The sequence below is a fragment of the Brenneria corticis genome (genome assembly GCF_003115855.1).
Taxonomy (GTDB): Bacteria; Pseudomonadota; Gammaproteobacteria; order Enterobacterales; family Enterobacteriaceae; genus Brenneria; species Brenneria corticis.
In genome coordinates this window covers 283,154-297,811 of the sequence record NZ_KZ819076.1, presented here as the reverse complement: position 1 = coordinate 297,811, position 14,658 = coordinate 283,154, and the positions used below count along the sequence as shown (strand labels likewise).

Annotated in this window: 12 protein-coding genes and 1 CRISPR repeat array; of the genes, 5 read left to right on the top strand and 7 right to left on the bottom strand. The window is 56.1% G+C overall.

Annotated elements, in window-relative coordinates; translation table 11 throughout:
- Positions 1–91 precede the first annotated feature (91 nt).
- Positions 92–1,081: a quinone oxidoreductase gene (locus tag DDT56_RS09375; RefSeq protein ID WP_136166178.1), complete on the bottom strand. Its 990-nt coding sequence runs from the start codon at positions 1,079–1,081 to the stop codon at positions 92–94.
- Positions 1,082–1,186: 105 nt separating this feature from the next.
- Here DDT56_RS09375 and dnaB point away from each other — a divergent pair, with 105 nt between their 5' ends.
- Positions 1,187–2,593, top strand: coding sequence for a replicative DNA helicase (gene dnaB, locus DDT56_RS09370; protein ID WP_136166177.1), 1,407 nt, complete (start codon positions 1,187–1,189; stop codon positions 2,591–2,593).
- Between the two features lie 34 nt (positions 2,594–2,627).
- The gene (gene alr / locus DDT56_RS09365; RefSeq protein ID WP_136166176.1) at positions 2,628–3,707 is read left to right on the top strand and encodes an alanine racemase; all 1,080 of its coding nucleotides are present in this window, start codon (positions 2,628–2,630) and stop codon (positions 3,705–3,707) included.
- Between the two features lie 327 nt (positions 3,708–4,034).
- Here alr and DDT56_RS09360 read toward each other — a convergent pair whose 3' ends face one another.
- On the bottom strand, positions 4,035–4,799 hold the full coding sequence (locus tag DDT56_RS09360) for a transporter substrate-binding domain-containing protein (RefSeq protein ID WP_136166175.1): 765 nt from the start codon (positions 4,797–4,799) through the stop codon (positions 4,035–4,037).
- A 204-nt stretch (positions 4,800–5,003) separates the two neighbouring features.
- On the opposite strand from DDT56_RS09360, the gene DDT56_RS09355 reads away from it, so the two are divergent.
- The 3 genes from DDT56_RS09355 to DDT56_RS09345 all read left to right on the top strand — a co-directional run bounded on the left by DDT56_RS09355 (position 5,004) and on the right by DDT56_RS09345 (position 7,596).
- Positions 5,004–5,483 carry an Lrp/AsnC family transcriptional regulator gene (locus DDT56_RS09355; protein ID WP_136166174.1) on the top strand — a complete coding sequence of 160 codons (480 nt, stop codon included), beginning with the start codon at positions 5,004–5,006 and terminating at the stop codon, positions 5,481–5,483.
- Between the two features lie 242 nt (positions 5,484–5,725).
- Entirely contained in the window at positions 5,726–6,340 is a 615-nt protein-coding gene (locus DDT56_RS09350) for a YitT family protein (RefSeq protein WP_136166173.1), read from the top strand.
- Between the two features lie 62 nt (positions 6,341–6,402).
- Positions 6,403–7,596 carry an amino acid aminotransferase gene (locus tag DDT56_RS09345; protein ID WP_136166172.1) on the top strand — a complete coding sequence of 398 codons (1,194 nt, stop codon included), beginning with the start codon at positions 6,403–6,405 and terminating at the stop codon, positions 7,594–7,596.
- 57 nt (positions 7,597–7,653) lie between these two features.
- Here DDT56_RS09345 and DDT56_RS09340 read toward each other — a convergent pair whose 3' ends face one another.
- The 5 genes from DDT56_RS09340 to uvrA all read right to left on the bottom strand — a co-directional run bounded on the left by DDT56_RS09340 (position 7,654) and on the right by uvrA (position 14,382).
- Positions 7,654–8,085 (bottom strand): universal stress protein, encoded by a 432-nt coding sequence (locus DDT56_RS09340; RefSeq protein ID WP_136166171.1) that lies wholly within the window; start codon positions 8,083–8,085, stop codon positions 7,654–7,656.
- A 340-nt stretch (positions 8,086–8,425) separates the two neighbouring features.
- Positions 8,426–8,693: direct repeats of the CRISPR family, unit length 28 nt; unit sequence GTTCACTGCCGCACAGGCAGCTCAGAAA.
- Between the two features lie 287 nt (positions 8,694–8,980).
- Entirely contained in the window at positions 8,981–10,654 is a 1,674-nt protein-coding gene (locus DDT56_RS09330; RefSeq protein WP_136166170.1) for a methyl-accepting chemotaxis protein, read from the bottom strand.
- Between the two features lie 75 nt (positions 10,655–10,729).
- Positions 10,730–10,918: a hypothetical protein gene (locus tag DDT56_RS09325; RefSeq protein ID WP_136166169.1), complete on the bottom strand. Its 189-nt coding sequence runs from the start codon at positions 10,916–10,918 to the stop codon at positions 10,730–10,732.
- A gap of 181 nt (positions 10,919–11,099) precedes the next feature.
- Entirely contained in the window at positions 11,100–11,519 is a 420-nt protein-coding gene (locus DDT56_RS09320; RefSeq protein ID WP_136166168.1) for a secondary thiamine-phosphate synthase enzyme YjbQ, read from the bottom strand.
- Between the two features lie 25 nt (positions 11,520–11,544).
- Entirely contained in the window at positions 11,545–14,382 is a 2,838-nt protein-coding gene (uvrA, locus tag DDT56_RS09315) for an excinuclease ABC subunit UvrA (RefSeq protein WP_136166167.1), read from the bottom strand.
- Positions 14,383–14,658 lie beyond the last annotated feature (276 nt).

The window sequence follows — 14,658 nt, the reverse complement described above, 5'->3', positions numbered from 1 at the left end:
AGATCAAAGTCCTGGCTGAGAGGCCAGGACTTTGTCATCAGTCTGAAAGGCCTCCTTACGGAGGCCTTTTTGCTTTACTGAGCGCAAGCCATTACGGACCAGGGATCAGCAGGCTGGAACCCTGCGTGCCGCGGCTTTCCAGCGCCCGGTGCGCCGACTGCGCGTCCGCCAGCGCAAATTTCTGACTGTCCGGCACATCCACCTTGATGGCGCCGCTGGCCAGCAGGGAGAACAGCGCGTTGCCGGCCTGTTCCAGTTCGGCGCGATTGGTTATGTACCCCCCTATCGACGGGCGGGTAACGTACAGCGACCCTTTCTGATTCAGCAGCCCCAGATTAACCCCAGTCACCGGACCGGACGCATTGCCGAAGCTGACCATTAATCCGCGACGGCGCAGGCTGTCCAGCGAGGGTTCCCAGGTGTCTTTCCCCACCGAATCGAACACCACCGCCACCTTTTCGCCGCCGGTCAGTTCGGCGACCCGCTCGGCGATATTTTCGGTGCGATAGTTAATGGTTTCCCAGGCGCCCGCCTGTTTTGCCCGCTGCGCTTTTTCATCGGACCCCACCGTGCCGATCAGTTTGGCGCCCAGCGCTTTGGCCCACTGGCTGGCAATCAGCCCGACGCCGCCCGCCGCGGCATGGAATAGAAAGATTTCATTCGGTTTGAGCGCATAAGTCTGATGGAACAGGTAGTAAACCGTGAGCCCTTTCAGGAACGATGCCGCCGCCTGCTCAAAGCTGATGCTGTCCGGCAGCAGCGCCACGCGCGCTTCCGCCACGTTATGCACCTCGCTATACGATCCCAGCGTCGACTGCGCATAAACCACCCGGTCGCCGACTTGGAGATGCCGCACGCCCGCGCCGACTTTCGCCACCACCCCCGCCGCTTCCGTCCCCAGTCCGGAAGGCAGATCGGGAACCGGATACAGGCCGCTGCGCACGTAAGTGTCGATGAAATTGATGCCGATGGCGCGGTTTTCTATCTGAACCTCGCCCGCGGCGGGCTCGGCGGGCGTGAAATCAACATATTGCAGAACCTCCGGGCCGCCATAAGCCCTGAACTGAATGCGTTTTGCCATGTCGCGTCCTCTCTTTGTGTGTATTAGAAGTGTGTTATTCGTCGCTTTCAGATATACAATGCCCTCTTAATCAATGGCAAATCAACCGGTAAAAGAACTCGTTTCATGGCAGAAAAAAGACCGACCAATAAATCGAATGAACCCCGAGACCGCCAGATGGAAGGTCTGAAGCTTCCGCCGCATTCGCTGGAAGCGGAACAATCGGTATTGGGTGGCCTGATGCTCGATAATGAGCGCTGGGATAACGTCGCCGAACGCGTTGTCGCCAACGATTTCTATAATCGCGCCCACCGTCTGATTTTCACCGAAATGCAGCGCCTGCTGGAAATGAGCCGGCCGATAGACCTGATCACCCTGTCCGAATCGCTTGAACAACAGGGTTCGCTGGAATCGGCGGGCGGTTTTGCCTATCTGGCCGAGCTGGCGAAGAACACCCCCAGCGCGGCCAATATCGGCGCCTATGCCGATATCGTGCGCGAACGCGCCGTGGTGCGCGAGATGATTTCCGTCGCCAATGAAATTGCCGACGCCGGGTACGATCCGCAGGGGCGCAGCAGCGAAGATCTGCTCGATCTGGCGGAGTCCCGCGTCTTTCAGATTGCCGAAAACCGCGCCAGCAAAGATGAAGGCCCGAAAAGCATCGACCGCATTTTGGAAGATACCGTCGCCCGCATCGAACAGCTTTATCAGAAGCCGCACGACGGCGTTACCGGCGTGGATACCGGCTATCAGGATCTCAATAAAAAGACCGCCGGCCTGCAAAAATCCGACCTGATTATCGTGGCGGCGCGTCCGTCGATGGGTAAAACCACCTTTGCGATGAACCTGTGCGAACACGCGGCGATGACCCAGGATAAACCGGTACTGATCTTCAGTCTGGAAATGCCCGGCAATCAGATCATGATGCGTATGCTGGCGTCGCTGTCGCGCGTGGATCAGACCCGTATCCGCACCGGCCAGCTGGACGATGAGGACTGGGCGCGCATTTCCAGCACCATGGGGATCCTGCTGGAAAAACGCAATATGTACATTGATGACTCCTCCGGCCTGACGCCAACCGAAGTTCGCTCCCGCGCCCGCCGGGTATTCCGCGAACATGACGGCCTGAGCCTGATTATGATCGACTACCTGCAATTGATGCGCGTTCCGTCCCTGTCCGATAACCGTACGCTGGAAATCGCCGAAATTTCCCGTTCGCTCAAAGCATTGGCAAAAGAATTGCAAGTCCCTGTCGTCGCGCTGTCCCAGCTTAACCGTAGTCTGGAGCAGCGGGCGGATAAACGGCCGGTTAACTCCGACCTGCGTGAATCCGGCTCCATCGAGCAGGACGCCGACCTGATTATGTTTATCTATCGTGATGAGGTTTATCATGAAAACAGCGACATGAAAGGCATCGCCGAAATTATTTTAGGGAAACAGCGTAACGGCCCGATCGGTTCCGTTCGTTTGACCTTTAACGGGCAGTGGTCGCGCTTTGATAATTACGCCGGCCCACAATACGATGACGAATAACGCACCGTGAGCATAGTGCGTTAAGGACTAAAGAATGAAAACGGCAACCGCCGTCGTTAATCGCCGCGCGCTGCGTCACAATCTGCAACGGATCCGCCAACTGGCCCCGCAAAGCCGCCTGGTTGCGGTGGTGAAAGCCAATGCCTACGGCCACGGCATCATTGAAGCCGCCCGCGCCTTTTGCGACGCCGACTGCTACGGCGTCGCCCGGCTTTCAGAAGCGCTGCAGCTGCGCGCGGCGGGCATCGACAAGCCCATCCTGCTGCTGGAGGGTTTTTTCTCCGCCGACGAACTCCCCCTGGTGACCGAGCATCGACTGGAAACCGCCGTTCACAGCCTGGAACAGCTCGCCGCGCTGGAACAGGCGACGCTGTCGCAGCCCGTTCGCGTGTGGATGAAGCTCGATACCGGAATGCATCGCCTCGGCGTGCTGCCGGAACACGCCGAAGCCTTCTACCGGCGGCTGGCGCAATGCCGCAATGTGGTGCAACCGGTGAACATTATGAGCCATTTTTGCCGCGCCGATGAGCCGCAGGTGGATACCACCGTACGCCAGCTCGACTGCTTTGACGCTTTTGTCGCGGATAAACCCGGCGCGCAATCCATCGCCGCCTCCGGCGGCATTCTGCTGTGGCCGCAGTCGCACCGCGATCAGGTGCGGCCGGGCATTATCCTGTACGGCGTTTCGCCGCTGGAAACCGCAGACGCCGCCCATTTTGGTTTCCAGCCCGCCATGACCCTGACCTCGCAGTTGATTGCCGTGCGCGAGCACAAAGCGGGAGAACCCGTTGGCTACGGCAGCATCTGGACCAGTAAGCGCGATACCCTGCTGGGCGTGGCGGCTATCGGCTACGGCGACGGCTATCCGCGCAGCGCGCCGGCCGGCACGCCGGTGCGGGTGAACGGCCGTGAAGTCCCGCTTTGCGGGCGCGTGGCGATGGATATGATTACCGTCGACCTGGGGCCGGATGCGCAGGACCGCGTGGGCGACGAGGTGATCCTGTGGGGTAAGGCGCTGCCGGTGGAAAAAATCGCCGCGCATACGGGGATCAGCGCCTATGAGCTGATTACCCGCCTGACGCAGCGCACCCGGCTGGAATACAGCGACGAATAGCCAAAAGGCAGGCCATCGACAAAGTAACCATTGGTAATAGCGAATCCAAATCCGTCATTCCTCTACGGGGGGGGAAAGCGGTGAGAGGTCTTCACTGCTGGCGCTGCGTTGCCAGAGATGCCCGCCTGCGCGGGCATGACGGAGGGGTAAGGCATGGTGAATAAAAGTGTCTTGACCGCTGACGTTCAACACAGTATCTGCGGGTCCCCGCTTTCGCGAGGAGGAATCTTCCTGATATCAACGCACTAGCTGAAAGTAGATCCCCGTCTCCGCGGGGATGACTATGGCGGAGTGGGTTTGTCAGCAACCTCTCCTTTTAGCGAAGGATTACGGCTTGAGCGCCAGCCATTCCCCGACAATGTTGTGGTATTCGCCGGTGGCTTTGCTCAAATGCAGCCACTGGTCGACGTACTGCTTCCAGGTTATGTCATCGCGCGGCAACATATAGGCCTTTTCTCCGTACTGCAACGGCTTGTCGGGGTTAATCGCGCATAGCGCCGGGTAATGTTTCTGCTGGAATAAGGCTTCCGACGCTTCGGTTATCATCACATCCGCTTTGTTATCCACCAACTGCTGAAAAATGGTCACGTTGTCTTGCAGTATCAACGTCGCCTGCGGCAAATATTTATGCGCGAAGGCTTCATTGGTGCCGCCCGCCGGCTCGATCAGACGCACGGAAGGCCGATTAAGCTGTTCAATGGTTTGGTATTTATCTTTATTCTCACAGCGCGCCAGCGGAATTTTTCCATCCACGTCCAGCCTCGTGGTAAAGAACGCCGCCTTTTGCCGCGCCAGCGTCACGGAGATGCCGCCCATGGCGATATCGCACTTTCCGGCCTGTAAGTCCGGCATCAGCGTTTTCCAGGTGGTGTTCACCCAGTTAACCTTCACGCCCAGGCTTTGCGCCAGCGACTCGGCCATCGAGATATCAATTCCCTCGTAGCGCCCGTCGGCGTGTCGATAGGTATAGGGCTTGTAGTCCCCGGTGGTGCACACGTTCAGCACGCCCTGTTGCTGAACCTTATCCAGATGAGACTGCGCGCTTACCCCTTCGGCGATTAACAGCAAAGCAAGCGGACACCATTTGATCATTACGTTTTCCCCATAATTAAAAAAAGACGGTTGGCAAAAGCAGCAGTATACACAAATGGGACGCGCCGACAGCGTGGCGAACCGCGTTCCGCCCGGCGGATTTCCGCCGCTGCCGGGACGCCGTCGATAAAAAACCCATAGACAACGCGGGGTAAAAAACTGGTAGTCTGGGAGATTATTTTCCCGCGCCGCGTAGAGAGAACCATGTACAACATTGATGACTTTGATCTGAAAATACTGACGCTATTGCAGGCCAATGCCCGTCTGACCAACCAGGAGCTGAGTGAACTGGTCGGGCTTTCCGCCTCCCAATGCTCCCGGCGCCGTATCGCGCTGGAGCAGGCCCAGCTTATTCTTGGCTATCACGCCCGACTCTCCCCCAACGCCGTCGGCCTGGAGTGCCTGGGGCTGATCGAGGTCAGACTGATTAACCACACCGTGGAATACGTCGAAAAATTCCACCAGATGCTGGGTGAAGTCGACGCCATTATCGACGCCTATAAAACCACCGGCGACGCCGACTATCTGCTGAAGGTGGCGGTGGCGGATCTGCCGGGGTTGAGCGCATTGATCAGCCAGATCCTGTCGCAGAACAAAAGCGTGGCGCATCTGAAAACCTCGGTGGTGCTTAACCGGCTGAAGGAAAATGGCCTGATGACGCCCGACGCGCCGCCGTTGCCCTGATATGGGGCAACCCGCCTTTTATTGGTGCAAGCAATCATTGAAGTACGCACAAAATAGCCAACAACTGCACAACATAGACCATAAAAAGCCCCAAAATGCATTATCTGTGCATATTTATGATTCAATAAGTTATCCCTTTTCCCCTGGCGTCGCCCTCCTCTATAAGGCCCCGCCAGCGGGTTATCTGGTGCAATTTTTGCTTAATATATCCATGGTTATTGACTACGTATTGAGCCGCCAATATGGACAACGTTATCGCTACTGAAAAATTGTCACACACCCCGCTGGAAGATATCCTGGCGATCCTGATTGGCACGCTGATGGTCTCTTTCGGCATTATTCTGCTACGTCAGGCCGGCGCCCTTACCGGCGGCACCGCGGGTATGGCTTTTTTACTGCACTACCTGACCCACGTCTCCTTCGGTACGGCGTTTTTTCTGCTGAACCTGCCGTTCTATTATCTGGCCATCCGTCGGATGGGGTGGAAATTCACCATAAAAACCTTCTGCGCCGTGGCGCTGGTGTCGCTGTTTTCCGATCTGCATCCGCTATTTATTCACTTCGACCGGCTGAACCCGTTCTACGCGACGCTGTTCGGCAACCTGATTATGGGACTGGGGTTTATTGTGCTGTTCCGCCATAAGGCCAGCCTGGGCGGCGTGAACATACTGGCGCTCTACCTGCAGGACAAATACCGCCTGCGCGCGGGGAAATTTCAGATGGCGGTGGATATTGTGATTGTACTGACTTCCCTGTTCGTGGTAAGCATACCGATGCTGATCGCCTCCATACTGGGCGCGATTATTCTGAACCTGATTATTGCGATGAACCATCGCCCCGGCCGCTACGCGGTCTGACAGTCTGAGCGATGCCGAGACAACCGTTGCCCGATATCCCATAGATTTAGGAGAGTTACACCGTGTTTCAAAACGTTGATGCCTACGCCGGCGATCCTATCCTGTCGCTGATGGAAAAATTCAAACAGGATCCGCGTGCGGACAAGGTAAATTTGAGTATCGGGCTTTACTACAACGAACAGAACATTATTCCGCAGCTTCGCTCCGTCAGCGCCGCGCAAGACGAACTGCAACAATTACCCAAGCAGGCAAACTCCTACTTGCCGATGGAAGGGTTGCAGTCTTACCGTACCGCCATTCAGCACCTGCTGTTTGACAAAAATCATCCGGCTCTGACCGCCAAGCGCATTGCCACCATTCAGACGCTCGGCGGTTCAGGCGCGCTGAAAGTCGGCGCCGACTTTCTGAAACGCTACTTTCCGCACTCGGAAGTGTGGGTCAGCGATCCGACCTGGGAAAACCACATCGCCATTTTCGCCGGGGCGGGTTTTAAGGTGCATACCTACCCTTACTTTGACGCCGACAGGCGGGGGGTAAAATTCGACGCGATGCTCGCCGCCCTGCAACAGCTGCCGGCGCACAGCATCGTGCTGCTGCATCCGTGCTGCCATAACCCGACCGGTTCCGACCTGACCAACGAGCAATGGGATCGCGTTATCGAGGTGTTGATAAGCCGCGAACTGATCCCGTTTATGGACATCGCCTATCAGGGCTTTGGCGCCGGCATCGCGCAAGATGCCTATGCGGTTCGCGCCGTGGCCGGCGCGGGTATTCCGGCGCTGATCGCCAATTCGTTCTCGAAAATATTCTCACTGTACGCCGAGCGCGTCGGCGGCCTTTCGGTGGTATGCGAAAATGAGGAAACCGCGCTGCGCGTGCTGGGCCAGCTAAAAGCCACCGTACGCCGCAACTATTCGTCACCGCCGAATTTTGGCGCCCAGGTGGTCTCCAGGGTATTGAACGACCCGGCGCTAAATGCCGGCTGGCAGGCCGAAGTGGAAGAGATGCGCACGCGTATTCTGACAATGCGCCAGACGCTGGTCGCGGCGCTGAAAGAGGCGTTGCCGCAGCGTAATTTTGACTATCTGCTGACCCAGCGCGGCATGTTCAGCTACACCGGCTTCAGCCCGGCACAGGTCGATCGCCTGCGCGAAGAGTTCGGCGTCTATCTGATCGCCAGCGGCCGTATGTGCCTTGCGGGTCTGAACCACGGCAACGTTCAGCGCGTCGCCGCGGCTTTCGCCGCCATTCAATAAGCGACCGGGGAGCCGCCGTCCGGCGGCTCTTATCCCTATCCGAACGGAGATAACCGGCTAGCGCGCCACCAGCACGGAGGTTTTGGCGTAGCGCACGATAGCGGAAGCGTTGGAACCCAGCAGGTAAGTGGTCACGCTCGGTCGCCGCGAACCAATGACAATCAGGTCGGCGTTGACTTCCTCCGCCTCTTTCAGAATTTCATCATAAATCGACCCCATACGAACGCTGATTGAAAGCCGCTCCTCCGGCAGCGCCAGCTTATCGGCGATAGCTTTCAGCTGTTGCTTGATATCCGTTGCCAGAGTGTCTTCAAACTGATGCGTTTGCGGATTAAACCGGTTCAGAATATAGTCCGGCACCGTGGATATCACATACAGCAGCCGCAGGCTGGCCGACGTTTTTTCCACCAGGAACCTGGCCTGCTGCAACGATTTTTCCGTTAACTCCGGCTCACTGACATCCACCGGCAATAAAACTGACTGGTACATCCTGCCCTCCTGACGAAAATTAATGCCAATAGCGCAACTTTACTCCCGATAGAAGGCAATAGACAAAAAAACCGCTCCCGGCGGGGCAGTAATCTCGCGCATTGATTCGCGCAAGGAAACCGCTATCGCCAGAGAAGCCCGGCAACTGCGCTGAATTTTGTGGGCTGCCTGTACGGCAGCTCAGAAAACGTACGTGATCGACCGCTTGCCTGGCTATCTTGTTCACTGCCTGTACGGCAGTGAACTATTTTCCTCAAATACTTCTCTATATTGCGTATTTCTAAGCTACCGTACAGGCAGCTTAGAAAAGCCGTGAAACACATTCCACCAGCCCCAGCCAGTTCACTGCCGTACAGGCAGCTTAGAAATAACTGCATACCGGAAACATAGTTGTTGCTGCGTTCACTGCCGTACAGGCAGCTCAGAAACTCATCACTATCGACGATGCGCCGCATTGTTAGTTCACTGCCGCACAGGCAGCTCAGAAAGAAAACACTCTCGGCGGATTAACTGGCACAATGTTCACTGCCGCACAGGCAGCTCAGAAAAAGACCGAAACGCCGATGCCGGGCGCGACTACGTTCACTGTCGCACAGGCAGCTTAGAAAATCAGCAGCAAACCCAGTCCCTCGGCCAGACTGTTCACTGCCTGTACAGCAGTGAACGGTGGTGAAATTGGGATCGGTGATATTACACATTTTTCTGAGCTGCCGTACAGGCAGCTTAGAAAAGTGTATGCTGCTGGCGCTAGTGTGTCAGATGGTTCACTGCAGTGCAGGCAGATAACACTAAGGCAAAGTATCGCCTTTGCAGTGAAACTTTGTCTGTTTTTAATAGCGTGATTTGGCTGAAAATAGTGAAGCCATCCTCATGCGGAGAATGGCTTCGGCCAGGGTTAGAACGAGGTCCAGTCCTGTGAACTATCCGCTGGTTTGTTCGCTGTCGGCGCTAACTTGCCGGCCGCTGGCAACGCGGAGGATTGCGAGAAGCTGCTCGCATCGGTGGGACGCGTTAATGCCCCCGCGTCATCCAGCTTAAACGTACGCACCGACTCGGCCAGTATCGACGCCTGAGACTGCAACGAAAGCGCCGCTGAAGCGGATTCTTCCACCAGGGCCGCGTTCTGCTGGGTGGTGCTGTCGATCTGCCCTACCGCAATATTAATCTGGTTGATGCCGTCGCTTTGCTCATGGCTGGCCTGGGCGATTTCGCTGATGATATCGTTTACGTCCTGAACGTTGGTCGTCAGGCCGCTGATATTTTCTTCGGCATTATCCACCAACTGCATCCCTTCATGGATTTTTCCGACGGAATCATCAATCAGTTCTTTAATTTCCTTTGCCGCCGTGGCGCTACGCTGCGCCAGAGAACGGACTTCACCCGCCACCACGGCGAAACCGCGCCCTTGTTCGCCGGCCCGGGCGGCTTCCACGGCGGCATTCAATGCCAGAATATTGGTCTGAAAGGCAATGCCGTCGATGACGCTGATAATTTCCGCCATCCGCTGGGAAGAATCGCGAATCCCGCGCATTTTTTGCGTAACGGAAACCATCACTTCGCTGCTGCGCTTCGCCGAATCAGACGCTTTATTGGCAATCTCCGTGGCCTGCCGGGTGTTATCGGCGGTATTTTTAATGGTCGACGTCAATTCCTCCATGGAGGACGCGGTTTGTTCCAGCGAGCTGGCCTGCTCTTCCGTACGCGCCGACAGATCCTGGTTGCCGGCGGCAATCTGGGAAGAGGCGGTGGTGATGGATTCCGCCCCTTCACGTACCTGACCGACGATCTGCCGCAGACTGACATTCATATGCTCCAGCGCCTGCAGCAGTTGGCTGGTTTCATCTTTGCCCCGCAACTCAATCGTTGACATCAGGTCTCCCTGCGCCACGCGATTAGCCACCTGCAATGCCTGATTAATCGGCGACGTTATGCTGCGCGTCATCGCTACGGCAATTACGCTGCCGACCACAATACAGCCGAACAGAATACCCAGCAGAATCCAGCGGCTGACGTTATAGGAGTGAGACATCTCATCAATCGTGACATCCATGGCGTTATCCTGATAATCAATCAGCCGGGTGATGGCGCTTCGATATTTGCTCTGAATAATATCCGTGTTGGCATTAAACTCGGCGACGGCCGCATCCTGCTCTCCCGCCAAAGTCAGGCTGATAATTTTTTGCCCCGAATTCAGAAATTCCGTCCGATATTGGTGAATATCGCGCATAATTTTCTGCGATTCCGCATCGGTTGCGCCGGCCGCTATTTTTTCCATTAATTGGCTGATATTACTCGATACGTGGGTGATTTCATCACGTACCTGTTTGACTTTATCCTCGCTTTGCACCAGTAGCAGTTTCTGAAACGCCAATACCGCGGCATTCACATCATCGATCAACCGGTTGGAATCCACCGTCTGCGGATAGACATCTTCAACTATTCCGCGGGCGTCATCGTGAAAATAAGATAACCGCGAAAGCGAGACCAGACTGATAAGACAAATCATGGCGACGAGAAAGATAAACCAGGCCACCAAACGTGTGCCGATTTTCCAGTCAGATAAACACATACTCACCCCTTACTTCAATAAAAAGCCAAAACACGACAGAGAACGACAAGTGAGGGATATCAACAGGATGGGAAATTATGAAGGAGAGTAGTCACCATAAATAACATCAAAAAATGCAACAACAGCAACACTGACAACATTACTACCGCCGCCATTCGGAAAATAATGCTTATCGCCGAACGACGGCTTCGCCCAAGATTCTATGTAAGAAACCAACGCCAGGATAATATCCAGCCGGCAGCCGTCATCATTATCCTTCTTCACATCCATCCGCGTTAGTCACTCTCACTGCGCTGATGGTTCTTATCGGCTTGATTATCTATATCTTTATTATTTTTATGGTCAAAAAAACTGTTAAAAAAAATCGCAGCAGAGAAAAAACCCGGCGTCTCGCGGCTTAAAAGAGATTCGCTCCCTGCGGTTCGCCGTATCCCCGGCCGGCTCATTATTCCCCTTGCAGGGTCACAACCAAGCGGCGACTACCGCCGTGATTACGGTGTTCACATAAATAAATCCCTTGCCAGGTACCCACATTCAGCCTCCCGTCGCTAATCGGGAGCGTCAGGTTATTGCCCAGTAAACTGCCTTTCAGATGCGCGGGCATATCGTCACTGCCCTCATCAACATGCTGATAATAGGGCTCCTCTTCCGGCACCAGACGATTGAAGAAACGTTCAAAATCCTGCCGCACGGTAGGATCGGCATTTTCATTTATCGTCAGGGATGCCGAGGTATGCTGGATAAAAACATGCATTAGACCGACCCTGATGCGCCGTAGCTCGCTGACCTGCGCGAGCACTTCATCGGTGATCAAATGGAAGCCTCTGGCTTTGGGCTTCAATCGAATTTCATGTTGTATCCACATAGCTACCTCGGCTTATCGGTGAAGGTTACGCAGGTTGGCGCGCCAGCATCGGTTTCAGGAAACGCGCCGTATGCGACTGTTCACAGTCGGCGACCGTTTCCGGCGTCCCGGATACCAGAATTTCCCCGCCGCCGCTGCCGCCCTCCGGACCAAGATCGACAATCCAGTCCGCAGTTTTAATCACATCCAGATTATGTTCGATCACCACGATGGTATTGCCCTGATCGCGCAGCTGGTGCAGCACCGCCAGCAATTGCTGGATATCGGCAAAATGCAGGCCGGTGGTCGGTTCATCCAGGATATACAGCGTCTGCCCGGTGCCGCGTTTCGACAGCTCGCGCGCCAGCTTGACGCGCTGCGCCTCGCCGCCGGACAGCGTGGTGGCGGATTGGCCCAGACGGATATACGACAGGCCGACGTCAATCAGGGTTTGCAGCTTGCGCGCCAGCGCCGGGATGGCATCAAAGAACTCGCGGGCTTCTTCGATGGTCATATCCAGCACTTCATGAATGCCCTTGCCTTTATATCTGATTTCCAGCGTTTCACGGTTATAACGTTTGCCCTTGCACTGGTCGCACGGCACGTAGATATCCGGCAGGAAGTGCATTTCGACTTTGATGACCCCATCCCCCTGACAGGCTTCGCAGCGCCCGCCGCGGACGTTAAAGCTAAAGCGGCCGGGGTTATAGCCGCGGGTGCGTGATTCCGGCACGCCGGCGAACAGCTCGCGAATCGGGGTAAAAATACCGGTATAGGTCGCCGGATTGGAGCGCGGCGTACGACCGATCGGGCTTTGGTCGATGTCGATGACTTTATCGAAATGCTCCAGCCCCTGAATATCGCGGTAGGCCGCAGGCTCAGCCAGCGTGGCGCCGTTAAGCTGACGCTGCGCCAGCGGGAATAGCGTATCGTTAATCAGCGTGGATTTACCCGAGCCGGACACCCCGGTGATGCAGGTAAACAGCCCCACCGGCAGCGTCAGCGTCACGTCTTTCAGATTGTTGCCCTTCGCGCCGATCAACTTCAGCACTTTGGTCGGGTCGGCCGGCACGCGCCGTTGCGGCACGTCAATCTTGCGTTTTCCGCTGAGGAACTGGCCGGTGAGCGATTCCGGCACCGCCATAATCTGCTGCATCGTCCCTTCCGCGACTATCTCGCCGCCGTGCACGCCCGCCCCGGGGCCGATATCAATCACATGGTCGGCGGCGCGGATAGCGTCTTCGTCATGCTCAACCACAATCACGGTGTTGCCCAGATTGCGCAGGTGAATCAGCGTTTCCAGCAGGCGTTCATTATCGCGCTGATGCAGGCCGATGGACGGTTCGTCCAGCACGTACATCACCCCGACCAGCCCGGCGCCGATCTGGCTCGCCAGACGAATACGCTGCGCCTCGCCGCCGGAGAGGGTTTCCGCCGAGCGCGACAGCGACAGGTAATTCAGCCCCACGTTGACCAGAAATTTCAGCCGATCGCCGATTTCCTTCAGCACTTTCTCGGCGATTTTGGCGCGCTGTCCGCTGAGCTGCATATTCTGAAAGAAGCTCATCGCATGGCCGATGCTCATATCGGAAATTTCCGGCAGCGTGGTCTGCTCAACGAACACATGGCGCGCTTCCTCACGCAGACGCGTGCCGCCGCAGCTGGCGCAAGGGCGATTGCTGATAAATTTCGCCAGCTCTTCGCGCACCGCGCTGGATTCCGTCTCTTTATAACGGCGCTCCATATTATGCAGCACCCCTTCAAACGGGTGACGACGCACCGAGGTATCACCCCGGTCATTGATATATTTAAACTCGACGTTTTCCTTGCCTGAACCGTACAGGATCAGCTTCTGGACTGATTCGCCCAGGCTGTCGAACGGCGCGTCGACATCAAACTTGTAGTGCTCCGCCAGCGAGCGCAGCATCTGGAAATAGTAGAAGTTGCGCCGATCCCAGCCGCGGATCGCGCCGCCCGCCAGCGACAGCTCGCCGTTCTGTATTACCCGTGCCGGATCGAAAAACTGCTGTACCCCCAAGCCATCGCAGCTGGGACAGGCGCCCGCCGGGTTATTAAACGAAAACATGCGCGGTTCCAGCTCATGCATGCTGTAACCGCACACCGGACAGGCGAAATTAGCCGAGAACAGCAGTTCGGGCACCGTCGGGTCGTCCATATCGGCCACCACCGCGCTGCCGCCGGACAATTCCAGCGCGGTTTCAAACGACTCCGCCAGGCGCTGCGCCAGATCGTCGCGCACTTTGAAGCGATCGACGACGACTTCGATGGTGTGCTTTTTCTGCAATTCCAGCTTCGGCGGATCGGACAGATCGCACACTTCGCCGTCGATACGCGCCCGGATGTAACCCTGCGTCGCCAGATTTTCCAGCGTCTTGCTGTGCTCGCCCTTGCGATCTTTCACCACCGGCGCCAGCAGCATCAGCCGTTTGCCCTCCGGCTGAGACAGCACGTTATCCACCATCTGACTGACGGTCTGCGCGTCCAGCGGAACGTCATGCTCCGGGCAGCGCGGCTCGCCGACGCGGGCAAACAGCAGGCGCAGGTAATCGTGAATTTCGGTAATGGTACCGACGGTGGAGCGCGGGTTATGGGAGGTCGATTTCTGCTCAATGGAAATGGCGGGCGACAACCCTTCGATATGATCGACGTCCGGTTTCTCCATCAGCGACAAAAACTGGCGCGCATAGGCGGAGAGAGATTCAACGTAACGTCGCTGCCCTTCGGCATATAACGTATCAAACGCCAGCGATGACTTGCCTGAACCGGATAATCCGGTGATCACAATCAGCTTGTCGCGAGGGATTATCAGGTTGATATTCTTGAGATTATGAGTACGGGCACCACGAACTTCGATCTTATCCATTCACACACTTCCCGAAATAAATACGGTTTTGCATTATCTCGCGGACGGAGACAACCGGTACGAAACATGCAATTATGGCACAAAAAAAACGCCAGGCGCGTTTTTAGCGTTGACGGAAACAGCCGGTAAAGGCACCGAACCGGGATAGCCTACCACCAAAAAGGCTGAATGGATATCCAGTTGTTGGGGCGTTTTTTATGCAACCGCTGCAATCAGCGCTTTCATTGCTGAAGCTATTTCGCAGGTATGATAGAAATTCGTATCATGCTAAAATCG